Origin of the sequence: Caulobacter vibrioides (genome assembly GCF_002858865.1) — a bacterium.
GTDB lineage: Bacteria > Pseudomonadota > Alphaproteobacteria > Caulobacterales > Caulobacteraceae > Caulobacter > Caulobacter vibrioides.
The window spans coordinates 340,723-366,298 of record NZ_PJRR01000019.1 but is presented as its reverse complement, the minus strand read 5'-3'; the positions used below and the strand labels follow the sequence as shown (position 1 = coordinate 366,298).

At 64.7% G+C, this 25,576-nt stretch carries 27 protein-coding genes and 4 tRNA genes; 26 read left to right on the top strand and 5 right to left on the bottom strand.

The window, feature by feature from the left end; genetic code table 11:
- Positions 1–36: 36 nt before the first annotated feature.
- Entirely contained in the window at positions 37–375 is a 339-nt protein-coding gene (locus CVUC_RS16005; protein ID WP_010919834.1) for a P-II family nitrogen regulator, read from the bottom strand.
- 236 nt (positions 376–611) lie between these two features.
- On the opposite strand from CVUC_RS16005, the gene CVUC_RS16000 reads away from it, so the two are divergent.
- From CVUC_RS16000 to CVUC_RS15975, 6 genes are all read left to right on the top strand, one after another.
- Positions 612–2,162, top strand: a complete 1,551-nt coding sequence (locus CVUC_RS16000; RefSeq protein WP_096033416.1) for an acetyl-CoA acetyltransferase — start codon at positions 612–614, stop codon at positions 2,160–2,162.
- A 5-nt stretch (positions 2,163–2,167) separates the two neighbouring features.
- On the top strand, positions 2,168–2,737 hold the full coding sequence (locus CVUC_RS15995; RefSeq protein WP_096033415.1) for a histidine phosphatase family protein: 570 nt from the start codon (positions 2,168–2,170) through the stop codon (positions 2,735–2,737).
- A gap of 9 nt (positions 2,738–2,746) precedes the next feature.
- Positions 2,747–4,198 (top strand): NAD(P)H-hydrate dehydratase, encoded by a 1,452-nt coding sequence (locus CVUC_RS15990; protein ID WP_096033414.1) that lies wholly within the window; start codon positions 2,747–2,749, stop codon positions 4,196–4,198.
- A 44-nt stretch (positions 4,199–4,242) separates the two neighbouring features.
- Positions 4,243–4,327 (top strand) — tRNA-Leu (locus tag CVUC_RS15985).
- A gap of 184 nt (positions 4,328–4,511) precedes the next feature.
- Positions 4,512–5,870: a trigger factor gene (gene tig / locus CVUC_RS15980; RefSeq protein WP_272865298.1), complete on the top strand. Its 1,359-nt coding sequence runs from the start codon at positions 4,512–4,514 to the stop codon at positions 5,868–5,870.
- 168 nt (positions 5,871–6,038) lie between these two features.
- Positions 6,039–6,680: an ATP-dependent Clp protease proteolytic subunit gene (locus tag CVUC_RS15975; RefSeq protein WP_012640374.1), complete on the top strand. Its 642-nt coding sequence runs from the start codon at positions 6,039–6,041 to the stop codon at positions 6,678–6,680.
- 78 nt (positions 6,681–6,758) lie between these two features.
- Here the strand turns inward: CVUC_RS15975 and CVUC_RS15970 are convergent, their stop codons facing one another.
- Positions 6,759–7,427, bottom strand: a complete 669-nt coding sequence (locus tag CVUC_RS15970) for an HAD-IB family hydrolase (RefSeq protein WP_096033412.1) — start codon at positions 7,425–7,427, stop codon at positions 6,759–6,761.
- 335 nt (positions 7,428–7,762) lie between these two features.
- On the opposite strand from CVUC_RS15970, the gene clpX reads away from it, so the two are divergent.
- The 5 genes from clpX (at position 7,763) to CVUC_RS15945 (ending at position 13,933) form a co-directional block, all read left to right on the top strand.
- Positions 7,763–9,025: an ATP-dependent protease ATP-binding subunit ClpX gene (gene clpX, locus CVUC_RS15965; protein WP_010919827.1), complete on the top strand. Its 1,263-nt coding sequence runs from the start codon at positions 7,763–7,765 to the stop codon at positions 9,023–9,025.
- Between the two features lie 394 nt (positions 9,026–9,419).
- A complete protein-coding gene (gene lon / locus CVUC_RS15960) occupies positions 9,420–11,819 on the top strand; it encodes an endopeptidase La (protein WP_010919826.1) in 2,400 nt (799 codons plus the stop codon).
- Between the two features lie 143 nt (positions 11,820–11,962).
- Positions 11,963–12,241: an HU family DNA-binding protein gene (locus tag CVUC_RS15955; RefSeq protein WP_010919825.1), complete on the top strand. Its 279-nt coding sequence runs from the start codon at positions 11,963–11,965 to the stop codon at positions 12,239–12,241.
- Positions 12,242–12,347: 106 nt separating this feature from the next.
- A tRNA-Val gene (locus CVUC_RS15950) sits at positions 12,348–12,422 on the top strand.
- Positions 12,423–12,724: 302 nt separating this feature from the next.
- Positions 12,725–13,933 carry a glycosyltransferase family 4 protein gene (locus tag CVUC_RS15945; protein WP_096033411.1) on the top strand — a complete coding sequence of 403 codons (1,209 nt, stop codon included), beginning with the start codon at positions 12,725–12,727 and terminating at the stop codon, positions 13,931–13,933.
- Here the strand turns inward: CVUC_RS15945 and CVUC_RS15940 are convergent.
- The 3 genes from CVUC_RS15940 to CVUC_RS15930 form a co-directional block, all read right to left on the bottom strand.
- Positions 13,930–14,943: an LLM class flavin-dependent oxidoreductase gene (locus CVUC_RS15940; RefSeq protein WP_096033410.1), complete on the bottom strand. Its 1,014-nt coding sequence runs from the start codon at positions 14,941–14,943 to the stop codon at positions 13,930–13,932. The two genes, CVUC_RS15945 and CVUC_RS15940, sit on opposite strands and share 4 nt — an antisense overlap.
- 58 nt (positions 14,944–15,001) lie before the next feature.
- A tRNA-Asp gene (locus tag CVUC_RS15935) sits at positions 15,002–15,078 on the bottom strand.
- A gap of 64 nt (positions 15,079–15,142) precedes the next feature.
- A tRNA-Asp gene (locus tag CVUC_RS15930) sits at positions 15,143–15,219 on the bottom strand.
- A 199-nt stretch (positions 15,220–15,418) separates the two neighbouring features.
- Between CVUC_RS15930 and CVUC_RS15925 the strand changes: the two genes are divergently transcribed.
- Genes CVUC_RS15925 through nuoI form a run of 15 tightly spaced genes read left to right on the top strand, consistent with a single transcriptional unit; the run spans position 15,419 to position 25,555 of the window.
- Positions 15,419–15,796, top strand: a complete 378-nt coding sequence (locus CVUC_RS15925) for an NADH-quinone oxidoreductase subunit A (RefSeq protein ID WP_010919822.1) — start codon at positions 15,419–15,421, stop codon at positions 15,794–15,796.
- A complete protein-coding gene (locus CVUC_RS15920; protein ID WP_012640371.1) occupies positions 15,766–16,368 on the top strand; it encodes a NuoB/complex I 20 kDa subunit family protein in 603 nt (200 codons plus the stop codon). The genes CVUC_RS15925 and CVUC_RS15920 overlap by 31 nt, the downstream gene beginning before the upstream one ends.
- The gene (locus CVUC_RS15915) at positions 16,365–16,958 is read left to right on the top strand and encodes an NADH-quinone oxidoreductase subunit C (protein ID WP_010919820.1); all 594 of its coding nucleotides are present in this window, start codon (positions 16,365–16,367) and stop codon (positions 16,956–16,958) included. The genes CVUC_RS15920 and CVUC_RS15915 overlap by 4 nt, the downstream gene beginning before the upstream one ends.
- A gap of 21 nt (positions 16,959–16,979) precedes the next feature.
- Entirely contained in the window at positions 16,980–17,375 is a 396-nt protein-coding gene (locus tag CVUC_RS15910) for a hypothetical protein (protein WP_010919819.1), read from the top strand.
- A 2-nt stretch (positions 17,376–17,377) separates the two neighbouring features.
- Entirely contained in the window at positions 17,378–18,628 is a 1,251-nt protein-coding gene (locus CVUC_RS15905; RefSeq protein WP_096033409.1) for an NADH-quinone oxidoreductase subunit D, read from the top strand.
- Entirely contained in the window at positions 18,625–18,957 is a 333-nt protein-coding gene (locus tag CVUC_RS15900) for a nuclear transport factor 2 family protein (protein ID WP_010919817.1), read from the top strand. Before CVUC_RS15905 ends, CVUC_RS15900 begins: the two co-directional genes overlap by 4 nt.
- A complete protein-coding gene (nuoE, locus tag CVUC_RS15895; protein WP_010919816.1) occupies positions 18,954–19,640 on the top strand; it encodes an NADH-quinone oxidoreductase subunit NuoE in 687 nt (228 codons plus the stop codon). Before CVUC_RS15900 ends, nuoE begins: the two co-directional genes overlap by 4 nt.
- 1 nt (position 19,641) lies before the next feature.
- Positions 19,642–19,866, top strand: a complete 225-nt coding sequence (locus tag CVUC_RS15890; RefSeq protein WP_010919815.1) for a hypothetical protein — start codon at positions 19,642–19,644, stop codon at positions 19,864–19,866.
- Positions 19,863–20,129, top strand: coding sequence for a hypothetical protein (locus CVUC_RS15885; RefSeq protein ID WP_096033408.1), 267 nt, complete (start codon positions 19,863–19,865; stop codon positions 20,127–20,129). Before CVUC_RS15890 ends, CVUC_RS15885 begins: the two co-directional genes overlap by 4 nt.
- A gap of 3 nt (positions 20,130–20,132) precedes the next feature.
- Complete coding sequence (nuoF, locus tag CVUC_RS15880) at positions 20,133–21,452, top strand: NADH-quinone oxidoreductase subunit NuoF (protein ID WP_096033407.1); 1,320 nt, start codon at positions 20,133–20,135, stop codon at positions 21,450–21,452.
- A gap of 5 nt (positions 21,453–21,457) precedes the next feature.
- Positions 21,458–23,518 carry an NADH-quinone oxidoreductase subunit NuoG gene (gene nuoG / locus CVUC_RS15875; protein ID WP_096033406.1) on the top strand — a complete coding sequence of 687 codons (2,061 nt, stop codon included), beginning with the start codon at positions 21,458–21,460 and terminating at the stop codon, positions 23,516–23,518.
- Positions 23,519–23,522: 4 nt separating this feature from the next.
- Entirely contained in the window at positions 23,523–24,593 is a 1,071-nt protein-coding gene (gene nuoH / locus CVUC_RS15870) for an NADH-quinone oxidoreductase subunit NuoH (RefSeq protein ID WP_010919811.1), read from the top strand.
- Positions 24,593–24,832: a hypothetical protein gene (locus tag CVUC_RS15865; RefSeq protein ID WP_010919810.1), complete on the top strand. Its 240-nt coding sequence runs from the start codon at positions 24,593–24,595 to the stop codon at positions 24,830–24,832. The genes nuoH and CVUC_RS15865 overlap by 1 nt, the downstream gene beginning before the upstream one ends.
- Positions 24,829–25,053: a hypothetical protein gene (locus CVUC_RS15860; RefSeq protein WP_010919809.1), complete on the top strand. Its 225-nt coding sequence runs from the start codon at positions 24,829–24,831 to the stop codon at positions 25,051–25,053. The genes CVUC_RS15865 and CVUC_RS15860 overlap by 4 nt, the downstream gene beginning before the upstream one ends.
- Before the next feature lie 10 nt (positions 25,054–25,063).
- Positions 25,064–25,555 carry an NADH-quinone oxidoreductase subunit NuoI gene (nuoI, locus tag CVUC_RS15855; protein ID WP_010919808.1) on the top strand — a complete coding sequence of 164 codons (492 nt, stop codon included), beginning with the start codon at positions 25,064–25,066 and terminating at the stop codon, positions 25,553–25,555.
- Positions 25,556–25,576 lie beyond the last annotated feature (21 nt).

The following is a 25,576-nucleotide window of genomic DNA, read 5'->3' as shown; positions in this document are numbered from 1 at the left end:
CCCCTTGTAGAACTCTTTAGTTGCTGACGAACCGGCCTAGACGGCGGCCGGACCGTTTTCTCCGGTTCGGATGCGGATCACTTCCGCGATCTCCGAGACGAAAATCTTGCCGTCGCCGATGCGGCCCGTGCGGGCGGCGCGGGTGATGGCTTCCAGCGCGGGCTCGAGCTGGCTGTCCTCGACGACGACCTCCACCTTGATCTTGGGGAGGAAGTCCACGACGTACTCGGCGCCGCGATAAAGCTCGGTGTGGCCTTTCTGACGGCCGTAGCCCTTGGCCTCGAGCACGGTCATGCCTTGGACGCCCATGTCCTGCAGGGCCTCCTTCACCTCATCCAGCTTGAACGGCTTGATGACGGCTTCGATCTTCTTCATCGGTTCCACTTTCGGGCCCGTCGGCGGCGAACCGCCTTCTCTGAGGCGCAACCATCACGCCGCCCCGCAGGTCGCAAGCGAGCGCTCGCGACAAATCTGACCGAACGGTTGACTCGTAAGCATGTGATTAAAAACTAGGCGTCGAGCGCACACGATTCATGCAAAGCTAAAACCACATCCAAATGGCCTTGCGGTGCTTCATTTGACGCCTACGATCGCGCCCAACGAACGTTTGAATGGGGGCGGATATGCGCGACGACACACCGGTTTTGATCGGGGCGGGCCAATTCACCTATCGTGGTGAGGCCGCGAATTCGCCGTCGCCGCTGGAACTGCTGAAAGTTGCGGCGGAACGCGCCGTTCTTGATGCCGGTCTGTCGGGAACGGTTCTTGCCGAACTGGACGCTTTAGCGGTCGTGGCGTTCAGCATCGACGCTCCCGGCGGGCTATCGAAGCTTCCGCTACCGCGTCTCAGCGATCCGCCGGCGTCGCTCGCGCGGGCCGTGTCTGCTTCACCGCGCTGGAGCGTCTATACCGAAACAGGCGGCAACAGCCCCCAGCAGGCGGTCAATGTGGTTTGCGAACGGATCGCTCAAGGCGAGTCCGATCTGGCCCTCGTGACCGGCGCCGAATTCCTCGGCTCGCTGATGAAGCGGATGAAGGGCGGGCTGGGTTTCGATGGTTGGGGCGACGACATCACGACCGCGCCCCAGCGCATCGGCGATCCAAGGCCCGGGGTGACTCGCCAGGAGGCCGCGCACGGGCTCGGCTATCCGGTCAATACCTATCCGCTGTTCGAGAACGCGCTGCGCGCTCGCGATGGGCGATCGCAGGAAGAGCATCAGAAACAGCTGGGCGCCTTTTTCGCGCCCTTCACCAAGGTCGCGGCCGCCAATCCACACGCGTGGTTTCCGGTTGAGCGAACCGCCGAGGAATTGGTGACGGTCACTGATCGCAACCGCATGGTCGGCTATCCCTATCCGAAGTATCTCAATGCGATCATGGAGGTGGACCAGTCAGCGGCCGTCTTGATCGCCAGCGTCAGGAAGGCGCGCGAGTTGGGCGTTCCGGAAGACAAGTGGGTCTTCCTGCATGGTTGCGCCGACGCTTGCGACCTCTGGTATCCGCTGGAGCGGCAGGACTATCATTCCAGTCCGGCCATGCGCCTGACGGGTCAGCGCGCTTTCGAAATGGCCGGGATCAGCGTGGACGATCTCGACGTCATTGACCTCTACTCGTGCTTCCCCTCGGCCGTGCGGATCGGCGCCGAGGAGATTGGCCTGGCGCTCGACGACCCTCGCGGGCTGACCATCACGGGCGGCCTGCCTTACTTCGGCGGCCCTGGAAACAATTACGCGCTGCACGCCATCGCCGAGATGGTCGCCAAGCTGAGGGCTCGGCCGGGCGCTTACGGGCTTTCGACCGCCAACGGCTGGTTCCTGACCAAGCAGTCCGTCGGCATCTATTCGACCCGTCCGGTCGAGGGGAAATGGGAGCGTGAGCCGCCGTCAGTCATCCAGGCCAGGATCGATGCGCTGCCGCATCCGGAAATCATCGAAAAGCCGGAGGGCAGGGCGGTGATCGAGACCTACACGGTCGTTCACGGTCGCGAGGGCGTTCGGATGGGGATCGTGATCGGGCGTGACAGCGAAGGCCGCAGGTTTGTCGCCCAGACCCCCGACGAGCCCGAGGTCCTCCGCGATCTGGAGAGTCGCGAAGGTGTCGGACGGACCGGGACCGTCGGGCCGCATCCGGACGGTGTCCGCAACCTGTTCGTACCGGACTGAGCGCCATGAAGATCGTGCATGTCATCCGCCACGGTCGGCCGGCATCCACCTGGGGCGGCGCGGACGAGGATCCTGGGCTGGATGAGGTTGGACTTGCCCAGGCCAGGGCTGTCGCGGATGAGATCTTGAGCTTGCCAGAGCACGAGCGCCCCTCACGCGTGGTCTCATCTCCGCTGCGACGCTGCCGGGAGACCGCCGCGCCGCTGGCCGAAGCGCTGGGGGTTGCGCTCGTGATCGATCCGCGCGTCGGTGAGATCCCGACGCCTGCGGCCCTCTCGGCCGAGGAGCGACCCGCCTGGCTGCGCGCGGCTTTCGGTGGGCGCTGGGACGAGATCGTCGGCGATATCGACTACACCAAGTGGACCAGGGCTGTCGCGGCGGCGCTGGGCGAGCATGGCGGTGCGGCGGTGTTCAGCCACTTCGTGGCTCTGAATGGCGCGGTGTCGGCAGCCACCGGACGGCCCGAAGTGATGGCGTTCCGGCCGGACCACTGTTCACGCACGGTGTTCGGAATTGAAGACGACCGCTTGATCCTGATCGCGAAAGGCCGAGAAGCTCAAAGCCAAGTCCTTTGAGGTAGCGCCGTGGCCCGAGAGATCCTGACTATCGCCGAAATGGCCGCGAGCGACCGCGCCGCTGTTCTGGCGGGGACGCCAATCCCTGTGCTCATGGAGCGCGCCGGCGAAGCGGTGGCGCAGGCGGTGCGAGCCCGCTATCAGCGCCGCCCCGTGGTCGTATGGTGCGGGCCGGGCGACAATGGCGGAGACGGCTATGTCGCCGCACGCCACCTGCGGCGGCATGGTTGGCCGGTCGTCGTCGAGGCGGCTTACCCGCCGGCTACGGACGCCTGCCGCTGGGCGGCTTCGCGCTGGCGCGGAGAGGTCAAGCCATTGTCGCAGCGCCTGGCTGCGGAGGCGCTCTATATTGACGCGATGTTCGGCGCGGGCCTTTCGCGGCCGCTGGAGGGCGAGGTCGCCGAGCTCGCGCGCACCGCCGTACGGCAGGCCTTGACGATCGTCGCGGTCGATACGCCGTCGGGCGTTCACGGCGATACCGGCCGATCCCTGGACGGCGTCGCGCTGGCGGCGGAACTCACCATCACCTTCCACCGTCGCAAGCCTGCGCACGTCCTGATCGAAGGCCGCAAGGCCTGTGGCGACATCCTGGTGTCCGACATCGGGCTTTCCACGGTGGCGAGCGCAGCGCTTTTCGAGAATGACCCGTCGCTGTGGCGCGAGCGATATCCATGGCCGGCGATCGATGCTCACAAGCATAGCCGCGGGCGATTGAGCGTCGTCAGCGGCGACGCCTGGAACACCGGGGCCGCCCGCCTTGCCGCGCGGGGCGGGTTGAGGATCGGCGCCGGGGCGGTGACCCTGCTTTCGCCGCCGTCGGCTCTGTCTGTGAACGCTAGCCATCTCGAAGCGGTCATGCTGGCGTCGTTTGAGTCTGACGCTGATCTCGCCGCCAGGGCGGAGAAGGCTGACGCAGTCATTATCGGGCCCGCCGCCGGGGTAGGGGACGCGACGGCGCGCAATCTGCGCGCCCTGACGCAAACCGGGGCCGCGCTTGTGGCCGATGCCGATGCGCTGACGAGCTTCCGGGACGATCCCGGCGAACTCTTCGCCTGCCTGGACCGCGATGATGTCCTGACGCCCCATCCGGGGGAGTTCGAGCGGATCTTCCCGGGCCTGCTCGGCAGGTCGCCGGAGCGGATCACCGCAGCGCGCGAGGCGGCGAGCGCGGCGGGCGCAGTCATCCTGCTGAAAGGGGCGGACACGGTCATCGCTGCGCCGGACGGCCGAGCCGCGGTCGGGCTCAACGGGACGCCTTGGCTGGCGACGGCGGGGTCAGGGGACGTCCTCGCCGGCTTTATCGGCGGGCTGTTGGCGCAAGGGATGGGGAGCTTCGAGGCGGCGTGCGCGGGCGCCTGGATACACGCCGAGTGCGGCGCGCTTCATGGGCCTGGCCTGATCGCGGAGGATTTGCCAGGCTTGGCTCCCGCGATCCTTGCTCGTCTGCACCAAGAGCGCTGAGCGGACTTGCGCGCCCCGCCCGCAACCCGTAATGCCGGGCGCACGCGGATGTGGCGAAACTGGTAGACGCACTGGATTTAGGTTCCAGCGCCGCGAGGCGTGGAGGTTCGAGTCCTCTCATCCGCACCATACCTCTCGTAGCACCCCTTAGGGGGTGTACGAGTTTTATCGCCGCCGCTCTTGGATGCTCGCGCACGTCGTGACATAAGGGCGCTCTTTCGCCGCCCCGGCACCTCCTGGGCGGCGTCGATCTTTTGGACCCCAGGGCGGAGCTCGGGCGCCCGGCGCCCCGACCCGAGAATTAAGAATGTCGATGCAGATCGTTGAAAAGTCGGGCGAAGGCCTCAGCCGCGTTTTTGGCGTTACGGTGCCCGCGAGTGAACTGGCTACGCGTCTGGAAGCGCGGATCGCCGAAGTCGCCCCGCAAATGAACGTGAAGGGTTTCCGTCCGGGCAAGGTGCCGACGGCCCACGTTCGTCGCCTGTACGGCAAGGCCCTGATGGGCGAAGTCATCGAGCAGGCCCTGAACGAGACGACCACCAAGGTCCTCGAAGACAACAAGCTGCGTCCGGCTGGCCAGCCTGAGCTGAACCCGTCGTCGGACATGGACAAGGTCATCGCCGGCGGTGAAGACCTGTCGTTCGACCTCGCAGTCGAAGTGATGCCGGAATTCGAGCCGATCGACCCGGCGTCGATCGAGCTGGTGAAGCCCGTTTACAAGGTCTCGGACGAGGAAGTCCAAGAGGCCCTCGACGAACTGGCCAAGCAGGCTCGCACCTACGAGCCGCGTACCGGCAAGAGCCTGAAGGCCAAGGACGGCGACCAGCTGCTGATCGATTTCGTCGGCACGATCGACGGCGTCGAGTTCGCCGGGGGCAAGGCCGAAGGCGCCGAACTCGTCCTGGGTTCGGGCCAGTTCATCCCGGGCTTTGAAGACCAACTGGTCGGCGCCAAGCCGGGCGACGACGTCGTCGTCAAGGTCAAGTTCCCGGAAGAGTACCAGGCCAAGGATCTGGCCGGTAAGGACGCCGAGTTCGCCACCAAGGTTCAGGAAGTCCGCGCCCCGGTCGACGGCAAGGCCGACGACGAGCTGGCCAAGCGCCTGGGTCTGTCGGATCTGGCCGCTCTGACCGAGCTGCTGAAGTCGAACCTGGCCGGCCGCTACGACAACTCCTCGCGCTTCAAGCTGAAGCGCGCGCTGCTGGACGTGCTGGACACCAAGCACGACTTCCCGCTGCCGCCGCGCATGGTCGACGCCGAGTTCGCCGGCATCTGGCAACAGGTCGAGGCCGATAAGGCCCGTGGCGGCCTGCCGCCGGAAGACGCCGAGAAGACCGAAGACCAGCTGAAGGACGAGTACAAGAAGATCGCCGAGCGCCGTGTGCGCCTGGGTCTGGTGCTCGCCGAGATCGGCCGCAAGAACGACGTGGTCGTCACCGACCAGGAGCTGACCGACGCCATCATGCGCGAAGCCCGCCAATACGGCGCTCAGGCTCAGCAAGTGTTCGACATGTACCGCCAGCGCGCCGACCTGCAGGCCGCCCTGCGCGCCCCGATCTATGAAGACAAGGTCGTCGACCTGATCTTCGGCAAGGCCAAGATCGAGGAAAAGGAAGTCTCCAAGGACGAACTCCTGGAAGAAGACGACCTGCCGGAAGGCTATGGCGGCTAAGGCTTCGCCAGGCTGGAATTGAACGAGGCGCGGCTCGCGAGGGCCGCGCCTTTTTCGTTTCAGGCCGCGTCGCGCGCTCCTTGCAACCTGTTAAGGGGAACGCGATATGCGTGAGCGACGCCACGCGGAGGCTGATTCGTTTCCGCGTCGCCAGCACACACAAAAAGGGTGATCCCCATGATGTACGATCCGGTTTCGACGGCGATGAACCTGGTGCCGATGGTGGTCGAGCAGACCAGCCGCGGTGAGCGCGCTTTCGACATCTTCTCGCGCCTGTTGAAGGAACGGATCATCTTCCTGACCGGTCCGGTCGAGGACGGCATGGCCAGCCTGATCTGCGCGCAGCTGCTCTTCCTCGAGTCCGAGAACCCGAAGAAGGAAATCGCCATGTACATCAACTCGCCGGGCGGCGTGGTGACGGCTGGTCTCGCGATCTATGACACCATGCAGTACATCAAGAGCCCGGTCTCGACGGTCTGCATGGGCATGGCCGCCTCGATGGGTTCGCTGCTTCTGGCCGCCGGTGCCGCTGGTCAGCGTATTTCGCTGCCGAACGCGCGGATCATGGTGCACCAGCCGTCGGGCGGCTTCCGGGGTCAGGCTTCGGATATCGAGCGTCACGCCGAGGACATCATCAAGACCAAGCGCCGCCTGAACGAGATTTACGTCAAGCATTGCGGCCGCACCTATGAAGAGGTCGAGCGCACCCTGGACCGCGACCACTTCATGAGCGCCGACGAGGCCAAGGCCTGGGGCCTGGTCGACCACGTCTACGACAGCCGCGACGCGGCTGAAGCCGGCGCTGAATAAGCCTCAGCGCTTCAACGACAAAGCCGCCGGCCAGGAGGTCGGCGGCTTTTTTGTTGCGTTGATCGCCAGGCGGATCGGTTAGGCCGGCTTGCCCCGGAAAATCCGGTAGCCCTTCTCATCGGCGATCGCGAGCATCTCGGTGTCGCCGGAGGTGTCGCCATAGGCAGCCGTGAGGCGAACGTCGGGCCCGAAGACCTCGCGCAGGCGGATCACCTTCTCTTTCGCCCGGCAGTTGTTCCCGTCGAGGCCGCCCAGGATGCGTCCGTCGTCCGAGCATCGCAGACGCGTGCCGATCAGCAGGTCGGCGCCGAGTCCGCGCGCGAAGGGCGCCACGATGAGGTCGGGAGACGCGGTCACGATCACCATCTTCGCTCCCTTGGCCCGCCATCCACGCCAGACCGCCACCGCGTCAGGGCGCAACAGCGACGGGGCGAACGCCTCGGCGAAGGCGCGGGCGTCGTTCTCGATCTGGGCGACGGTCGCACCCTTGAGGAACTGGCGCACCGCGGCGGCCTTGAGCTTTCCGCGATTGCGATCGAACACATAGGCGATGAGCGCCGGCGTCAGGCGCAGCACGCCAAGAGACCACCGCGGGCCTGCACGCCACTTCAGGAAAGCATTGAAGCTGTCCTTCACGGTCAGGGTGCCGTCGAAATCGAAGGCCACGAGCAACGGCTCATGCCCCATTTCGCCGGTCATCGGGCGCGAGGCGCTCAATCCCTTAGCCATCCAAGAACGCTTAGCCATCTACTTCCATTCAAGCACGTCCGACGCGCCTGGTTCCTCACGAATCCTCGTTTGGTAATAAGGCTATCCGCTCAGAGCCGTAAGGGCCTAGGCGCACGGCGCTTGCACGAGGGGGCCAATCGCCCAATTTAGTGAGGAGCCCATGACACGATCAGACGGGTTCACGCGTTTCACGGCCGAAAGGATCCGGCGAGGCTTGTGAACCTGGCCCGGATCGGGGAATGTCAAGGATTAGACAACTCCCGGCGTGTATTCTGCTTGCTTCGGTGGCGGCGTATGCGCTCGGAAGGGGCGTCTCGGCGTAAGCCGTAGTCGCCATAGTGTGAGAAGCGATCATGACGAAAGCCGCGAGCGGCGACACGAAAAGCACCCTGTACTGCTCTTTCTGCGGGAAGAGCCAACATGAGGTGCGCAAGCTCATCGCGGGACCGACGGTGTTCATTTGCGATGAATGCGTCGAGCTCTGCATGGACATCATCCGCGAAGAGCACAAGATCGCCTTCGTGAAGTCTAAGGACGGCGTCCCGACGCCGCGCGAAATCTGCGAAGTCCTGGATGATTACGTGATCGGTCAAGGTCACGCTAAGAAGGTCCTCGCGGTCGCTGTGCACAATCACTACAAGCGGCTGAACCACGCTTCGAAGAATAACGACGTCGAACTGGCCAAGTCGAACATCCTGCTGGTCGGTCCGACCGGTACGGGTAAGACCCTGCTGGCGCAGACGCTGGCCCGAATCATCGACGTTCCGTTCACGATGGCGGACGCCACGACGCTGACCGAAGCCGGTTACGTCGGCGAAGACGTCGAGAACATCGTGCTGAAGCTGCTGCAGGCCGCCGACTACAACGTCGAGCGCGCCCAGCGCGGCATCGTCTACATCGACGAAATCGACAAGATCAGCCGCAAGTCCGACAACCCGTCGATCACTCGCGACGTGTCGGGCGAGGGCGTGCAGCAGGCTCTGCTGAAGATCATGGAAGGCACGGTCGCCTCCGTGCCGCCGCAGGGCGGGCGCAAGCATCCTCAGCAGGAGTTCCTGCAGGTCGACACGACGAACATCCTGTTCATCTGTGGCGGCGCCTTCGCTGGCCTGGAGAAGATCATCTCGGCGCGCGGCGCGGCCAAGTCGATCGGCTTCGGCGCCAAGGTGACCGATCCCGAAGAGCGCCGGACGGGCGAGATCCTTCGGAACGTCGAGCCCGACGACCTGCAGCGTTTCGGCCTGATCCCGGAGTTCATCGGCCGTCTGCCGGTGGTCGCCACGCTGGAGGATCTGGACGAGGCCGCCCTGGTCAAGATCCTGACCGAGCCGAAGAACGCCTTCGTCAAGCAGTATCAGCGCCTGTTCGAGATGGAGAACATCGGCCTGACCTTCACCGAAGATGCTCTGCATCAGGTGGCCAAGAAGGCTATCGCGCGCAAGACCGGCGCGCGCGGCCTGCGCTCGATCATGGAAGGCATCCTGCTGGAGACCATGTTCGAGCTGCCGACCTACGAGGGCGTCGAGGAAGTGGTGGTCAACGCCGAGGTCGTCGAAGGCCGGGCTCAGCCGCTGCTGATCTATGCCGAGAAAAAGGGTGGGGCGGCCTCGGCCTAACCGAAGCCTCCTGCAGCGATTAGGGCGCGCCATCATCGGATGGCGCGCCTTTTTCGTGGATAACTGGCCTCGAGCGCGTGCTTTCGAAGCCTCGTTGCACTGGCCGTGCGAGGCGTGAACGCCGCGCATGCGCCACCAGCGGGGAGATGTGAGGTCTTTTCTTCTGCGTTTTGCCGTCAAAGAGGCATAGGGCGCTCAACTTGACCGGTGTCGCGCGACCAGTCGCCGCTGTTGGGCGAGCGCGCTTGAACCGTGTTGTAAAACGTCCACATAAATAACGACCATTCGCCCAGTCCCGGGCGGACGGGCTGATCGACTCAGGCGCATCGTCTGGTGTTACGGCGGCCCGCATGGCCAGGCGCCTTTCAGGGCCTCGGCCGGGAGTATTGAGAACATGTCCGAACTACGTACGCTTCCTGTCTTGCCGCTGCGGGATATCGTTGTGTTCCCGCACATGGTGGTGCCGCTATTTGTGGGCCGCGATAAATCCGTGCGCGCGCTCGAAGAGGTGATGCGCGGCGATAAGCAGATCCTGCTCGTGACGCAGAAGAACTCGGCTGACGATGATCCGGCGCCGGGCGACATCTTTGAGGTCGGCGTGCTGGCCACCGTGCTGCAGCTGCTGAAGCTGCCCGATGGCACCGTGAAGGTTCTGGTCGAAGGCAAGGCGCGCGCCGCCGTCGTGAGCTTCACCGATCAGGAGTCTTACTATGAGGCTCAGATCGGCGAGGTTTCCGAAGACGATGGGGCGGGCCCTGAGGCCGAGGCGTTGTCGCGGGCGGTCGTCGAGCAGTTCGAAAACTACGTGAAGCTGAACAAGAAGGTGCCGCCGGAGGCCCTGGCGTCGATCCCGCAGATCGCTGAGCCCGGCAAGCTGGCCGACAGCATCGCCGCGCACCTGTCGGTGAAGATCGGCGACAAGCAGAACCTGCTGGAAATCTTCGACGTCGTGAAGCGCTTGGAGAAGGTGTTCGCCCTGATGGAGGGCGAGATCTCGGTGCTGCAGGTCGAGAAGAAGATCCGCTCGCGCGTGAAGCGCCAGATGGAGAAGACCCAGCGCGAATATTACCTCAACGAGCAGATGAAGGCGATCCAGCGCGAGCTGGGCGATCCTGACGATGCGCGCGACGAGCTGATCGATCTCGAGAAGCGGATCAAGAAGACCAAGCTTTCCAAGGAAGCCCGCACCAAGGCCGAGAGCGAGCTGAAGAAGCTGCGCAACATGAGCCCGATGTCGGCCGAAAGCACTGTGGTCCGGAACTACCTGGACTGGCTGCTGTCGATCCCGTGGGGCAAGGCCAAGACCAAGAAGATCGACCTCGTCGAGAGCGAGGGCATCCTGGACGCCGACCACTATGGTCTGGAGAAGGTCAAGGAGCGGATCCTTGAGTATCTGGCCGTGCAGGCGCGCACCAACTCGCTGAAGGGGCCGATCCTCTGCCTTGTCGGCCCTCCGGGCGTGGGCAAGACCTCGCTGGGCAAGTCGATCGCCAAGGCGACCGGCCGCGAGTTCGTGCGCATGAGCCTGGGCGGCGTGCGCGATGAAGCCGAGATCCGCGGTCACCGCCGCACCTACATCGGCTCGATGCCCGGCAAGGTCGTCCAGTCGATGAAGAAGGCCAAGACGACCAACGCCTTCGTCCTGCTGGACGAGATCGACAAGATGGGCAGCGACTATCGCGGCGATCCGGCCTCGGCGCTGCTCGAGGTGCTGGACCCGTCGCAGAACTCGACCTTCGGCGATCACTACCTGGAGGTCGACTACGACCTGTCGCAGGTGATGTTCGTCACGACGGCCAACAGCCTGAACATGCCCCAGCCGCTGCTGGACCGCATGGAGATCATCCGCATCCCCGGCTACACCGAGGACGAGAAGCTGGAGATCGCCAAGCGGCACATCCTGCCCAAGCTGGCCAAGGACCACGGCTTGAAGCCGGCCGAGTTCATCGTCCCCGACAAGGCGATCCGCGACCTTATCCGCTACTACACCCGGGAAGCCGGCGTTCGGTCGTTGGAGCGGGAACTGGGCGCCCTGGCGCGCAAAACGGTGCGGGATCTGGCCCGGGAAAAGGTCGCCTCGATCACGATCGATGACGAGCGTCTGGCCAAGTACGCGGGCGTGAAGAAGTACCGCTACGGTGAGACCGACGAGGTCGACCAGGTCGGTATCGTAACGGGCCTGGCCTGGACCGAGTTCGGCGGCGACATTCTCACGATCGAAGCCGTGAAGATGCCGGGCAAGGGTCGTATGCAGATCACCGGCAATCTGAAGGACGTGATGAAGGAGTCGATCGCGGCCGCGAACAGCTATGTCCGCTCGCGCGCGCTGCAGTTCGGCATCAAACCGCCGGTGTTCGAGAAGACCGACGTCCACATCCACGTTCCGGACGGCGCCACGCCCAAGGACGGGCCTTCGGCCGGTATCGCCATGGCCCTGGCCATGGTGTCGGTGCTGACCGGTATCCCGATCCGCAAGGACATCGCCATGACCGGCGAGATCACCTTGCGGGGACGCGTTACAGCGATCGGCGGCCTGAAGGAAAAGCTGCTCGCCGCACTTCGCTCTGGCGTGAAGACGGTCCTGATCCCGCAGGAGAACGAGAAAGACCTGGCGGATGTGCCGCAAACCGTGAAGGACGGTCTTGAGATCATCCCGGTGTCGACCGTGGATGAGGTGCTCAAGCATGCCCTGACCGGCCCCCTGACGCCGGTGGAGTGGAACGAGGCTGAGGAGCCGATCACCACCTCTGCAAAGAAGGATGACGGCGACAGCGACGCCATGCTGACGCACTAAGATAACTTATCGATGGTAACTTAGGCGGCGCGGGAGTTTCCCGCGCCGCTCGCGTTTGACGGGGCTTTTTCAACCGCCATAATCCTCTTCGAGCGCAGCGTCGTCAGCGATGAAAGCGTTGCCGCTCAGGCTGGGAGAGAAACATGACCACAAAAGCCGAGCTCGTTACGGCGATCGCCGAGAAGGCGGGCATCAACAAGAACCAGGCCAAGGACGCGCTGGAAGCCTTTATCGAAGCGGTTACGGACTCGCTGAAATCGGGCCAAGACGTGCGTCTTGTCGGCTTTGGCACCTTCAAGGCCGTGACCCGCGCGGCTGGAACCGCGCGTAATCCCCGTACCGGTGAGACCGTCAACCGTCCCGCGTCCAAGACGGCCCGCTTCCAGGTCGGCGAAGGTCTGAAGTCTTCGCTCAACAGCTAGGCGGCATATCGATCGTGTCGAGGGCGGGGCGTCGGAGCTTGACGTCCCGCTTTTCGTTTTCCGCTTTGCGCGGAAGGCGAGGGCGGATAGAAGCGCCCACCCAACAGGGCAGTTAGCTCAGCGGTAGAGCGTCTCGTTTACACCGAGAGGGTCGGGGGTTCGATCCCCTCACTGCCCACCATTCTCCCTATCGATAGCGAGTGTTTCGCGCGGTCAGACCGCATCGCCGTGGCGGGTGTCGCGGGCGCTGTTGACCTGATCGGAAACGCGTTGAGCGCCCTGAGGTTCTGTCCGCCGTCGAACGCTTGGCGTGTTCCGAATTTCGAGGCGTGAACGCCCATGTCGAGGTGTTGCTGCGGGAAGCCTCGAAGCGTCGAGGTGTCCATCCAAAGTCTTCTGGTGGCGCCGAGGAACCGTAGCTGTCGCAAAAGCTTTATCGATCTGGCGCCGAATAGGCGGCCAAAGTAGCGATGAGGATTCGGCGTGACGGACACGAGACCCGCCCAGAGTCTTGGCCCTGGTCTCCAGCCTGAGACCCGATCGCCCGGCGACGAACCGGTCCGTCTTGTCGATACCACGATGCTCTATGCGCCCCGCAGCGGCGGTGTGCGCCGCTATCTGTCCTCGAAGCGCGCGTGGCTGGCCTCACACCGTCCCGATGTTCGCCATACGCTGGTCGTCCCCGGCGCGCGCGATTTCCATGACGGACGCGGGCAGGTGTCCATCTACGCTGCGCCGTTGCCGTTTGGAGCGGGCTACCGCTGGCCGGTCGTGAAACAGACATGGATGGAGCGTCTGATCCGCCAACAGCCCGACCTCATCGAGGCGGGGGATCCCTACACGCCAGGTCTCGCGGCGCTGCGCGCTGGCGACGCGCTGGGTGTGCCGGTGGTCGGGTTCTGTCATACCGACCTTGGAAAGCTCGCCGCGCTGCATATCGGCGATTGGGCTGAGAAGCCCGTACAGAAGCGCTGGGCGGCGATCTATCGGCAGTTCGATCAAGCCGTGGCCCCCAGCCGTTTCATCGCCGGAAGGCTGATCGAGGCAGGCGTCCGCGACGCGATCGGGCTGCCGCTCGGCGTGGATACGGCCATCTTCCATCCCGAGCGCGGGGATCGAGACGGGTTGAGGCGGCGGCTGGGCCTCTCGCCCAAGGATCGGCTTCTGGTTTTTGCCGGCCGCCCCGCCAGGGAAAAGAAGCTCGATGTGTTGGTCGCCGCCGTCGAACGGTTGGGTGACCCCTACAAGCTCTTGTTTGTCGGGGCGGGAGGTGGCGCTCCGGTCAGCGACCGGACGCTCTGCATCGACTATGTCCGCGATCCCGTCGAACTGGCGTCCATCCTCGCCAGTTGCGACGCCTTTGTTCACGCCAACGACAACGAACCTTTCGGGTTGATCGTGCTGGAAGCCATGGCCTGCGGCCTACCGGTCGTGGGCGTGTCCGCCGGCGGAGTCGCCGAGTCGGTGGATGCAGCGGTCGGGCAGCTTTCGGTGGCCTCGGAGGCTGCAGCGTTCGCCGACGCCATCGAGGCCCTGTTCGAGCGTGACGTGACGGTTGTGGGCGAGGCAGCGCGACGCCGCGCGGTCGAACGGCATGGCTGGGATGCCGTCTTTACCGAGCTTTGCCTGATCTATGATCGGCTCACGGGGCGACGCGCCTTCAGTAGCGCCTCGGCCCACGCGGGCCACTAGGCTCGCAAGGACGCCAAGATCTCATAGCTGCGCCTGCGCGCCGCGTGATCATGGATCTGGGCGGCGGCCATCAGTTCGTCCGCGCCTGTCAGTTCGAGCACTCTGTCGATCTTGCGCCTCACCGTCTCAGGCGAGCCGATTGCGGCGTACTGCAGCGTGTGATCCAGCCCCGCCAGCTCGCCCGGTGAGGCGTGCTCGCGAATATCGTCCACCGGCGGCGGCAGAAGGCCCGGACGCCCACGCCGCAAGGCCAGGAACTGCTGCTGAGTCGAGGTCGACAGCCGCTTGGCCTCCTCGTCGGTGTCGGCGGCGCAAACGCCGATGCAGACCATGGCGTAGGGGCGGTCCAGGCTTTCCGACGGCTTGAAATGGCGGCGGTACAGCGTCAGGGCCTCGATCAGGGCGTCCGGCGCAAAGTGCGCGGCGAAGGCGTAGGGCAGGCCCAGCGCCGCCGCCAGCTGCGCGCCCCAGGTCGAGGAGCCCAGAATCCAGATGGGAACGTCCTGGCTCTCGCCCGGGACGGCGCGCACGCTATGATCCACGCTCGCCGGCTTGAACCAGTGCTGCAGCTCAACAACGTCCTGAGCGAACGAATCGACCGCGCCAGCATAGCGTCGCAAGGCCCGCATCGTCGCTTGATCCGTACCTGGCGCGCGGCCCAGGCCTAGATCAATGCGTCCAGGATAGAGCGCGTTCAGGGTGCCAAACTGCTCGGCCACCATCAGTGGTGCATGGTTTGGCAGCATGACGCCGCCTGAGCCGACCCGAATCGTTGTCGTCGCGGCCGCGATCTGACCGATGACCACGGCCGTCGCCGCGCTGGCGATTCCCGGCATGTTGTGGTGCTCGGCGAGCCAGTAGCGGTGAAACCCGAGCGTTTCAGCATGTTGCGCCAGATCGATGCTGTTTCTCAGCGCCTGCCCGACACTGGAGCCTTGCGGAACGGGCGCAAGGTCAAGAACTGAAATGGGCGGAAGAGCGGCGCTGGTCATGTCCGCTAGATGGCGCATGCAGCGACAGACACAAGCTTCCACTGTGTAACTTCATGATTTCCAGGGAGATGGACGGTGGCGCGAATGACGGGGCTCGAACCCGCGACCTCCGGCGTGACAGGCCGGCGCTCTAACCAACTGAGCTACATCCGCGTCGTGCGCCAGGGCGCGACGGTCGTCCGTGACCGAGGAGGGAAGCGTATCACCTCTGAAAGGGTGGCGCGAATGACGGGGCTCGAACCCGCGACCTCCGGCGTGACAGGCCGGCGCTCTAACCAACTGAGCTACATCCGCATACCCCTTCGCCGAGGCGAAAGTGCGACCCGCCAATCGGCGAGGCGCGTCTGATATGTCGGGTGAAGACTCGTGTCAACGGCCATCTCGAAGAACCGACAAAACGTCTCTCGTTGCGAACGTTTCTCAATGTGCGCCGGGTGTTTGAAGCGCTCGCGACAGTGGGCTACAACCCGCTCGATTCAAGCCAAGGGCTGTCATGACCGCCTTCCTCCTCCAGTACCTGCCGATCGTGATCTTTCTCGGGATCGCGGCGGCCATCGGTATCGTCTTCCTGCTCGCCGCCGCGGTGCTCGCGCCCAAGGCGCCGGACCCGGAAAAGCTGTCCGCCTATGAGTGCGGCTTCAACGCCTTCGACGACGCGCGCATGAAGTTCGACGTCCGGTTCTACCTGGTGTCGATCCTCTTCATCATCTTCGACCTGGAAGTCGCGTTCCTGTTCCCCTGGGCGGTCACCTTGATGAAGCTGCCGCAAGACGTGGCGCAGTTCGCCTTCTGGTCGATGATGACCTTCCTGGGCGTCCTGACCGTCGGCTTCATCTATGAATGGAAGAAGGGCGCCCTCGAATGGGAGTGATCGTTCCCGGCAATTCGTCCCCGGTTCCGGCGCTGTCGGCCGGTCGCTCGACGGTCGAGGGCTATGACCCGAAGCTGCACGACCCGTTCTTTGACGGCGTTTCGCAGCAACTGGCGGACAAGGGCTTCATCACCGCCGCCGCCGACGACCTGATCACCTGGGCCCGCACCGGCTCGCTGATGTGGATGACGTTCGGCCTAGCCTGCTGCGCCGTCGAGATGATGCAGGCTTCGATGCCGCGCTACGATCTCGAGCGTTATGGCTTCGCACCGCGCGCCAGCCCGCGTCAGTCGGACGTGATGATCGTCGCCGGCACGCTGACCAACAAGATGGCCCCGGCTCTGCGCAAGGTCTACGACCAGATGCCCGAGCCGCGTTACGTGATCTCGATGGGCAGCTGCGCCAACGGTGGCGGCTACTACTATTACAGCTACAGCGTCGTGCGCGGCTGTGACCGGGTCGTGCCGGTCGACATCTATGTGCCGGGCTGCCCGCCGACCGCCGAAGCGCTCGTCTATGGCGTGCTGCAACTGCAAAAGAAGATTCGCCGGACGGGGACGATCGAGCGATGAGCGAAGCCCTGGAACTGCTTGGTCAGGACATCGTCGCCCGTGCGCCGGGCGTCCTGGGACATTCTGTCGCATTCGGTGAGCTGACCATCGTCGCGCGCGCGGCTTCGGTCATCGACACCCTGACCTTCCTGCGTGACGACGCGGCCTGCCGCTTCCACCAGTTGATCGACCTCACGGGCGTCGACTATCCCGAGCGCGCCGCGCGTTTTGACGTGGTCTATCACCTGCTGTCGCTGGTGAAGAACCATCGGATCCGCCTCAAGGTCTCGACCGATGAGGATACGCCGGTTCCCAGCGTCACGCCGGTGTTCCCGGTGGCGGACTGGTTCGAGCGCGAAGCGTTCGACATGTACGGCATTTTCTTCGACGGTCACCCGGACCTGCGTCGAATCCTGACCGACTATGGCTTCCACGGTCACCCGCTTCGGAAAGACTTCCCGATGACGGGCTATGTGGAAGTGCGCTACGACGATGAGCTCAAGCGTGTCGTCTATGAACCTGTGAAGATTACCGAGTTCCGTGCGTTCGATTTCCTCTCGCCCTGGGAAGGCGCCAAGTATGCGCTCCCCGGTGACGAGAAGGCGCAATAGCGAGCAAGGGGATGCCGACTCATGGGTTTGCGACGGCCTTCGTTCCGTTCCGCCACAGCGTTCTTTTTGGTCGCCTTTTCGACCGCGTTTCTGATGACCATCGGAATGCGGCTGACGGGGTGGTTCACGAAGGCGCCGACGATCTCGGCGGATCAGAACAAGTCGCTGGGCGTCGCGATCATGATCTCGGTGATCACGCTGGCGATCGGGGCCAGCATCCGGCGGATGGAAGTGGCCGAGCTGCGCAGCGCGCTGCTGGGGGCCGCCTCGGTTTTGCTGGCCTTGCCATTGTCTCAGGCCGCGATTTCCCAAAGCTGGGACGTCGCGACCACCATCATCACCTTGCTGGGCGTGGTCTTGCTGATTGCGGGACTGATCGTGTCGCTCAGCATCGAACAGCGTAACGAAGGTCCATAGTCATGACCGGAACGCCTTCGCCCGTCGCGGCGACTGAACCTGTCCAAGACGAACCCGTGGTTCCGGCCATTCCGGAGACGCCTGTTCGCAAGTTCAACATCAACTTCGGCCCGCAGCACCCGGCCGCGCACGGCGTGTTGCGTCTGGTGCTGGAGCTGGATGGCGAAATCGTCGAACGCGTCGATCCGCACATCGGCCTGCTGCATCGCGGCACCGAGAAGCTGATGGAAGCGCGGACCTATCTGCAGAACATTCCGTACTTCGACCGCCTCGATTACGTGGCGCCGATGAACCAGGAACACGCCTTCTGCCTGGCCATCGAGAAGCTGCTCGGCGTCGAGGTGCCGATCCGTGGCCAGATCATCCGCGTGCTGTACTCGGAAATCGGCCGGATCCTGAACCACCTGCTGAACGTGACGACCCAGGCCATGGACGTCGGCGCCCTGACGCCGCCGCTCTGGGGCTTCGAGGAACGCGAGAAGCTGATGGTGTTCTACGAGCGCGCTTGCGGCGCTCGCCTGCACTCCAACTACTTCCGTCCGGGCGGCGTCCACCAGGACCTGCCGCCGGAGCTGGTCGAGGACATCGACACCTGGGCCAAGGCCTTCCCGAAGATCTGCGACGACATCGAAGGCCTGATCACCGACAACCGCATCTTCAAACAGCGCAACGTCGACATCGGCGTGGTGAGCAAGGATGAGGCGATCAGCTGGGGTTTCTCGGGCGTGATGGTGCGCGGTTCGGGCATCGCCTGGGATCTGCGCCGCAACCAGCCCTACGAAAACTACAACGATTTTGAGTTCGACATCCCGCTGGGCAAGAACGGCGACTGCTACGATCGCTATCTCTGCCGCATGCAGGAGATGCGCGAGTCGACCAAGATCATTCGCCAGGCTTGCGAGATGCTGCGCAAGACGCACGGCCCCGTGCTGTCGGAAGACAACAAGGTCGCCCCGCCGCGTCGCGCCGAGATGAAGCGCTCGATGGAAGCGCTCATCCACCACTTCAAGCTCTATACCGAGGGCTTCAAGACGCCTGCCGGCGAGGTCTACGCCTGCGTCGAGGCGCCGAAGGGCGAGTTTGGCGTGTTCGTGGTCTCGGACGGGACGAACAAGCCCTATCGCTGCAAGATCCGCGCGCCGGGCTTCCCGCACCTGGCGGCCATGGACTGGATGAACCGCGGCCACCAGCTGGCCGACGTCTCGGCCATCCTGGGCTCGCTGGACATCGTGTTCGGGGAGATCGACCGGTGAGCCTGGCCGATATCGCCCAAGCGCAGCTCGACGCCTATAACGCCCAGGATCTGGACGCCCATTGCGTCCACTTCACCGACGACGTGGTCGTCGCGGGGCTGAACGGTGATGTCGCGCGCACGGGCATCGAGGCCTATCGCGCCTTTTACGCCAAGACCTTCGCCGAGTTTCCCAAGAACCAGGCGAAGCTGCTGAACCGCATCGTGGTCGGATCCAATGTGATCGACCACGAGCATGTCGACCGCGGCAACGGCGATGCGCCGTTCCAGGTCGCCGCCATCTACACCTTCAAGGGCGACAAGATCGCCCGCGTGGATTTCGCCCGATGAGCGTTCGTCGTCTCGCTAAAGAACAGCCCGCCAGCTTCGCCTTCTCGAAGGACAGCCAAGCCAAGGCCGATTGGTGGAAAGCCAAGTATCCCGCTGAGCGTAAGCAGTCGGCGGTGATCCCCATGCTGTGGCTGGCCCAGAAGCAAGAGGGCTGGATCTCCGAGCCGGCGATCCAAGAGATCGCCAAGCAACTCGAGATGCCGGTCATCCGCGTGCTGGAGGTCGCGACCTTCTACGTGATGTTCCAGCTGCAGCCGGTCGGCAAGGTCGCTTTCGTGCAGCTGTGCGGCACCACGCCGTGCCAACTGCGCGGCGCGCTCGACCTGCGCAAGGTGCTGGAAGACAAGATCGGTCCGGCCCACCACGTCTCGGCTGACGGCAAGTTCAGCTGGGAAGAGGTCGAGTGCCTGGGCGCCTGCTGCAACGCGCCGATGGCCGCGATCAACGACTACTACTACGAGGACCTGACGCCGGAGAGCCTGGCCAAGATCCTCGACGACTTCGCCGCCGGCAAGGCGCCGAAGCCGGGCAGCTATGAAGGCCGTGGCGCTTCGGAGCCGAAGGGCGCGATCCACACCCTGACCGATCCGAAGCTCTACGACGGTTCGTACGCCAAGAAGATCAAGATCCCGAACCTGCCCGAAAAGCCGAAGAAGGCCCCGAAGTCGGAGCCTGCCGCCTAACATGACCGCTGACGCCGCCCTCCAGAAGAAGCGCCTCACCGTGATGCTCGGCATCAACGCGGTGTGCTTCGTGCTGGCCGGCGTCGCGATCTACGGCGCGGTGTCGCTGCGGATCGACTGGCTGCGGCTGGTCTTTCTGGGCGCCATCGTCGCGGGCCTGGGCTCGCACATCTGGTTCATCCTGGGCTGGATGCGTGCGACCAAGGGGGAGGGCGCCTCGTCATGATCGACGACAGCGACCTCAACATGCGCAAGGCGGCGTATGTAGACACCATCCGGGGTCTGCATCGCCGCGAACGCAGTGTCGGTTTCGTCGCCTGCCTGCTCGGGGCGGTCCTCCTGATCTGGGGACGCAGCGTCGAAGGCGCGCCGTTCTGGGCGGTCGTGGCCGGCCTCGCCATCATTGGCGCGGGTTGGTCGCTTTTCGCCTATGTCATCATTCGTCGGACGCGCTATGTGCGCGCCCATCCATTCGATCCGCAAAGCTGAGTCATGGTCGGTATCCTCGAAGACAAGGACCGCATCTTCACGAACCTCTACGGTCTCCACGATTGGGGCCTCGAGGGCGCGAAGAAGCGCGGCTGCTGGAATGGCACCAAGGACATCCTGGACGCCGGGCGCGACTGGATCATCGAGAACATGAAGAACTCCGGCCTGCGCGGTCGGGGCGGCGCGGGTTTCTCGACCGGCCTGAAGTGGTCGTTCATGCCCAAGGAAGTGAAGGAAGGTCGTCCTCACTACCTGGTGGTCAACGCCGATGAGTCCGAGCCGGGCACCTGCAAGGACCGGGAGATCATGCGGCATGACCCGCACCTCCTGATCGAGGGCTGCCTGATCGCCTCGCGCGCCATGCTGGCCCACGCCTGCTACATCTACATCCGCGGCGAGTACGTCTTCGAGCGCGAGCGTCTGGAAGCGGCGATCAAGCAGGCCTACGAGGCCAAGCTGGTCGGTAAGAACAATGTCCACGGCTGGGACTTCGATATCTACGTCCACCACGGCGCCGGCGCCTATATCTGCGGCGAAGAGACGGCCCTGCTGGAAAGCCTGGAAGGCAAGAAGGGCCAGCCGCGCCTGAAGCCGCCGTTCCCGGCCGGCGCGGGCCTCTACGGCATGCCGACCACGGTCAACAACGTCGAGAGCATCGCCGTCGCGGGCACGATCCTGCGTCGCGGCGCGGCCTGGTTCGCGGGCTTTGGCCGTCCGAACAACGCCGGCACCAAGCTCTTCTGCGTCTCGGGCCATGTGAACCTGCCCTGCAACGTCGAAGAGGCGATGAGCATCCCATTCCGCCAGCTGGTCGAGGACCACTGCGGCGGCATCCGGGGCGGCTGGGGCAACCTTAAGGCCGTCATTCCGGGCGGCTCGTCGGTGCCGATGATCCCCGCCGAGCAGTGCGAAGACCTGCCGATGGACTTCGACGCCCTGCGGAACCTGAAGTCGGGCCTGGGCACGGCTGCGGTCATCGTCATGGACAAGGACACCGACCTTGTTCGCGCCATCGCCCGCCTGTCGTACTTCTACAAGCACGAGAGCTGCGGCCAGTGCACGCCGTGCCGTGAAGGCACCGGCTGGATGTGGCGCGTCATGGAGCGCATGGTCACCGGCGAGGCCGATCCCAAAGAGATCGACACGCTGCTGGACGTCACGACCCAGGTCGAGGGTCACACCATCTGCGCCCTGGGCGACGCGGCCGCCTGGCCGATCCAGGGTCTGTTCCGCCACTTCCGCCACGAGGTGGAGGAGCGGATCGCTTCCTATCGTAGCGGTCGCCTGCACGTGCAGGGCGCCAAGCTGATCGCGGCGGAGTAACAAGAATGGCAATCGCCAAGGTCAATGGCGTCGAGGTCGAGTTCGAACCCGGCATGACGGTTCTGCAGGTCGCGGAGCTGGCCGGGGAAGAGATCCCGCGCTTCTGCTATCACGAACGTCTGTCCATCGCCGGCAACTGCCGGATGTGCCTGGTTGAGGTGAAGCCCGGCCCGCCGAAGCCGCAGGCCTCGTGCGCCCTGCCGGCCGCCGAAGGTCAGGAGATCTTCACCAAGACTCCGATGGTCAAGAAGGCCCGCGAAGGGGTGATGGAGTTCCTGCTCATCAACCACCCGCTGGACTGCCCGATCTGCGACCAGGGCGGCGAATGCGACCTTCAGGACCAGGCCGTCGGTTACGGCCGTGACGACAGCCGCTATGAAGAGAACAAGCGCGCCGTCGAAGAAAAGTCGATGGGCCCGCTGATCAAGACCGTGATGACGCGCTGCATCCAGTGCACGCGCTGCGTCCGCTTCATCACCGAGGTCGCCGGCTCGCCGGAAATCGGCCTGATCTCGCGCGGCGAAGACGTTGAAATCACGACCTATCTGGGCGCGGCGGTGACGTCGGAGCTCAGCGCCAACGTGATTGACCTGTGCCCGGTCGGCGCCCTGACCTCCAAGCCCTACGCCTTCGAAGCCCGTCCGTGGGAACTGAAGAAGACCGAGAGCGTCGACGTTATGGACGCCCTGGGCTCTTCGATCCGCGTCGACGCGCGCAGCGCCGCCGTTCTGCGCGTGCTTCCGCGCATCAACGACGAGGTCAACGAGGAATGGATCTCGGACAAGACCCGCTACGCGGTCGACGGCCTGGGCCGTCAGCGTCTTGACCGTCCCTATGTTCGCGTCGGCGGCAAGCTGAAGCCCGCAACCTGGGCCGAGGCCTTTGCGGCCATCGCCGCCAAGGTCAAGTCGACCGCGCCGGAGCGCGTGGGCGTGATCGCCGGCGACCTGCAGGACGCCGAAAGCCTGAAGGCGACCAAGGACCTCTTCACCGCCCTGGGCGTGAAGAACCTCGACAGCCGCCAGGACGGTTCGGCCCTGGGCGCGGGTCCGCGCGAAGGCTGGCTCTTCAACTCGACGATCGCGGGCGTCGAGAACGCCGATGTGGTGCTGTTCGTCGGCGCCAATCCGCGTCTTGAGGCCCCGGTGCTCAACGCCCGCTTCCGCAAGCAGTGGATCGCCGGCAAGACCCGTTTCGGCGTGATCGGCGAGCAAGCCGATCTGACGTTCGACTACGATTATCTCGGCGCCGGCGCCAAGACCCTCTCGGGCCTGGCCAAGAGCAAGAACGACTTTGTCGCCGCCCTCAAGGCCGCCGAACGTCCGGCGATCATCATCGGTCAGGGCGCTCTGGCGCGCGCCGATGGCGCGGCGATCCTCAAGGCCGCCGCGGGCCTGGCCAAGTCGATGAAGGTCGTCCGCGAGGGCTGGAACGGCTGGAACGTGCTGCACACCGCCGCCGCCCGCGTGGCCGGCCTCGACATGGGCTTCGTCCCGGCTGAAGGCGGTCTGTCGACGGCCGACATGCTGAAGCCGGGCGCGCTGGATGTGCTGTTCCTGCTGGGCGCTGACGAGTGCGAAACCGCCGCCTCGGACGCCTTCAAGATCTATCTCGGCACCCACGGCGATAACGGCGCGCACAAGGCTGACGTGATCCTGCCCGGCGCGGCCTATACCGAGAAGAACGGCCTCTATGTGAACATGGAAGGGCGCGTCCAGATGGGCCGCCGCGCGGTGTTCCCGAAGGGCGAGGCCAAGGAAGACTGGTCGATCCTGCGGGCGCTGTCCGAAGTTCTGGGCCACAAGCTGCCGTACGACAGCCTGGACCAACTGCGCGCCAAGCTTTTCGCCGATCACCCGACCTTCGGTCAGATCGACTACGCGCCGGGCTCGGTGGCCACGGTGTTCGATGTCGGCGCCCTGGGCGTTGACGGTGAGGTCTCGGACGCGCCGTTCGAAAGCCCGGTCAAGGCCTTCCACCTGACCAACCCCATCGCGCGCGCCAGCGTGACCATGGCCGAGTGCGCGGCCGTGGCCTCGGGCGCCGCCAAGATCGCGGCGGAGTAGGCCGATGCAAGCGTTCTTCGCCAACCCCGCCGTCTCCTGGACCCTGCTGACCACCGGCGGGATCCTGCTGGTCGTGATCTGGGTGCTGCTGAGCCTGGCGTTCCTGCTGCTGGCCGACCGCAAGATCTGGGCCGGTGTTCAGATGCGCAAGGGCCCGAACGTGGTGGGTCCGTTCGGCCTGCTGCAGTCCTTCGCCGACTTCTTCAAGTTCGTGCTGAAGGAGATCGTGATCCCGGCCGGCGCCGACAAGGTCGTGTTCATCCTGGCGCCGCTGATCAGCCTGATCCTGGCCTTCGTCGGCTGGGCCGTGGTGCCGTTCGCGCCGGGCTGGGTGGTCTCGAACCTCAATGTCGGCATTCTCTACCTGCTGGCGATGAGCTCGCTGGGCGTCTACGGCATCATCATGGGCGGCTGGGCTTCGAACTCGAAGTATCCGTTCCTGGGCGCCCTGCGCTCGGCGGCGCAGATGGTGTCGTACGAGGTGTCGATCGGCCTGATCATCATCACGGTGATCCTGCTGGCCGGTTCGATGAACCTGTCGACCATCGTCGAGAAGCAGTCGGGCTGGATCTGGAACTGGAACGTCTTCGGCGGTGGGCTGAACAACCTCGTCCTGCTGCCGGTCATGGTGGTGGCCATGGGCATGTTCTACATCTCGGCCCTGGCCGAGACGAACCGCCCGCCCTTCGACCTGCCGGAAGCTGAATCCGAACTCGTGGCCGGTTATCAGGTCGAGTACAGCTCCACGCCGTACTTGCTGTTCATGGTCGCCGAATATTCGAACATCGTTCTGATGTGCGCGATGATCAGCGTCCTGTTCTTCGGCGGCTGGAACCCTGGGTTCCCCACTGATTTCCTCAGCAGCTGGCACCCGTTCGCGGCCAATCTTTTCCTGGCCTTGGTTTTCTACGCCAAGATCTGTTTCTGGTTCTTCATGTTCGCCATGGCGAAGGCCATCGTGCCTCGCTACCGCTACGACCAACTGATGCGCCTGGGCTGGAAGGTGTTCCTGCCGACGTCGCTGGTGCTGGTCGCTGCGGTCGCAGCCTGGCGTGTGTTCGGTCCGGCGGCCTGATGCGCCGGACCGCGATCCTGGCCTTGAGCCTGGCCGGCGCCGCCCTGGCGGCGTGCCAAGCGGTCTCGGCCCCGGATCGGTCCTATTCCCTCGGCGACGGCGTCGTCAGCTATGACGATCTCCGGCGCGAGGGCGACAAGTGCAAGGCCTCGGGTGGAACCATCCGGGCCAAGCAGGACGGGGGAGACCCTGTCCAGCTATCGAACTACACCTGCGTCATTCCCCGGACCGGGACATGAGGCAGGGCGTTCTGGGGATCGTGGCGATCAGCCTCCTGGCTGGGTGCTCGACCTGGGGCGAAAGCATTCCGCGGCCGCCTGAGCGGACGCTGGAGGACAAGGTCGAGGCGCGCCGCAAGGCTGACGACAAGACCAAAAAGTGTGTCCTCGAGCAGACGTTGCGGCGGCAGCAAAAAGAGCAGGGTAGGGACGTCCGTCCCCTCCCCAAGGAAAAGTGTTAGGAGAGCTCTGGTGTTCCAGCGCATCACTCAGGCGGTCAAGGGCGCGGCCCTTCTGGACTTCGCGGGCGCGTTCGGCCTAGCCATGAAGTACATGGTCGCGCCGAAGAAGACCGTGATCTATCCGAACGAGCGCAATCCGCAGTCGCCCCGCTTCCGCGGCGAGCACGCCCTGCGCCGCTATCCGTCGGGTGAGGAGCGTTGCATCGCCTGCAAGCTCTGCGAGGCCATCTGCCCGGCGCAGGCGATCACCATCGAGGCCGAACCGCGCGAGGACGGCAGCCGCCGCACGACCCGCTACGACATCGACATGGTCAAGTGCATCTACTGCGGCCTGTGCCAAGAGGCCTGCCCGGTGGACGCGATCGTCGAGGGCCCGAACACCGAGTTCGCGACCGAGACCCGCGAAGAGCTCTACTACGACAAGGAACGCCTTCTCGATAACGGCGACCGTTGGGAACGCCTGATCGCGAAGAATCTGGAGTTGGACGCGCCCTACCGCTAAAGACGGGGCCGAATCCGGGGT

Excerpts from the sequence above, each read along its gene's own strand:
- nuoH (WP_010919811.1), top strand. The coding sequence starts at position 23,523 with ATGCAAGCGTTCTTCGCCAACCCCGCCGTCTCCTGGACCCTGCTGACC.
- nuoG (WP_096033406.1), top strand. The coding sequence starts at position 21,458 with ATGGCAATCGCCAAGGTCAATGGCGTCGAGGTCGAGTTCGAACCCGGC.
- CVUC_RS16000 (WP_096033416.1), top strand. The coding sequence starts at position 612 with ATGGGGGCGGATATGCGCGACGACACACCGGTTTTGATCGGGGCGGGC.
- CVUC_RS15995 (WP_096033415.1), top strand. The coding sequence starts at position 2,168 with ATGAAGATCGTGCATGTCATCCGCCACGGTCGGCCGGCATCCACCTGG.
- CVUC_RS15925 (WP_010919822.1), top strand. The coding sequence starts at position 15,419 with ATGACCGCCTTCCTCCTCCAGTACCTGCCGATCGTGATCTTTCTCGGG.
- tig (WP_272865298.1), top strand. The coding sequence starts at position 4,512 with ATGCAGATCGTTGAAAAGTCGGGCGAAGGCCTCAGCCGCGTTTTTGGC.
- CVUC_RS15940 (WP_096033410.1), bottom strand. The coding sequence starts at position 14,943 with ATGCGCCATCTAGCGGACATGACCAGCGCCGCTCTTCCGCCCATTTCA.
- clpX (WP_010919827.1), top strand. The coding sequence starts at position 7,763 with ATGACGAAAGCCGCGAGCGGCGACACGAAAAGCACCCTGTACTGCTCT.
- CVUC_RS15910 (WP_010919819.1), top strand. The coding sequence starts at position 16,980 with ATGGGTTTGCGACGGCCTTCGTTCCGTTCCGCCACAGCGTTCTTTTTG.
- CVUC_RS15885 (WP_096033408.1), top strand. The coding sequence starts at position 19,863 with ATGATCGACGACAGCGACCTCAACATGCGCAAGGCGGCGTATGTAGAC.
- CVUC_RS15890 (WP_010919815.1), top strand. The coding sequence starts at position 19,642 with ATGACCGCTGACGCCGCCCTCCAGAAGAAGCGCCTCACCGTGATGCTC.
- nuoF (WP_096033407.1), top strand. The coding sequence starts at position 20,133 with ATGGTCGGTATCCTCGAAGACAAGGACCGCATCTTCACGAACCTCTAC.
- CVUC_RS16005 (WP_010919834.1), bottom strand. The coding sequence starts at position 375 with ATGAAGAAGATCGAAGCCGTCATCAAGCCGTTCAAGCTGGATGAGGTG.
- lon (WP_010919826.1), top strand. The coding sequence starts at position 9,420 with ATGTCCGAACTACGTACGCTTCCTGTCTTGCCGCTGCGGGATATCGTT.
- CVUC_RS15970 (WP_096033412.1), bottom strand. The coding sequence starts at position 7,427 with ATGGCTAAGCGTTCTTGGATGGCTAAGGGATTGAGCGCCTCGCGCCCG.
- CVUC_RS15865 (WP_010919810.1), top strand. The coding sequence starts at position 24,593 with ATGCGCCGGACCGCGATCCTGGCCTTGAGCCTGGCCGGCGCCGCCCTG.
- CVUC_RS15955 (WP_010919825.1), top strand. The coding sequence starts at position 11,963 with ATGACCACAAAAGCCGAGCTCGTTACGGCGATCGCCGAGAAGGCGGGC.
- CVUC_RS15860 (WP_010919809.1), top strand. The coding sequence starts at position 24,829 with ATGAGGCAGGGCGTTCTGGGGATCGTGGCGATCAGCCTCCTGGCTGGG.
- CVUC_RS15905 (WP_096033409.1), top strand. The coding sequence starts at position 17,378 with ATGACCGGAACGCCTTCGCCCGTCGCGGCGACTGAACCTGTCCAAGAC.
- nuoE (WP_010919816.1), top strand. The coding sequence starts at position 18,954 with ATGAGCGTTCGTCGTCTCGCTAAAGAACAGCCCGCCAGCTTCGCCTTC.
- CVUC_RS15920 (WP_012640371.1), top strand. The coding sequence starts at position 15,766 with ATGGAAGAAGGGCGCCCTCGAATGGGAGTGATCGTTCCCGGCAATTCG.
- CVUC_RS15915 (WP_010919820.1), top strand. The coding sequence starts at position 16,365 with ATGAGCGAAGCCCTGGAACTGCTTGGTCAGGACATCGTCGCCCGTGCG.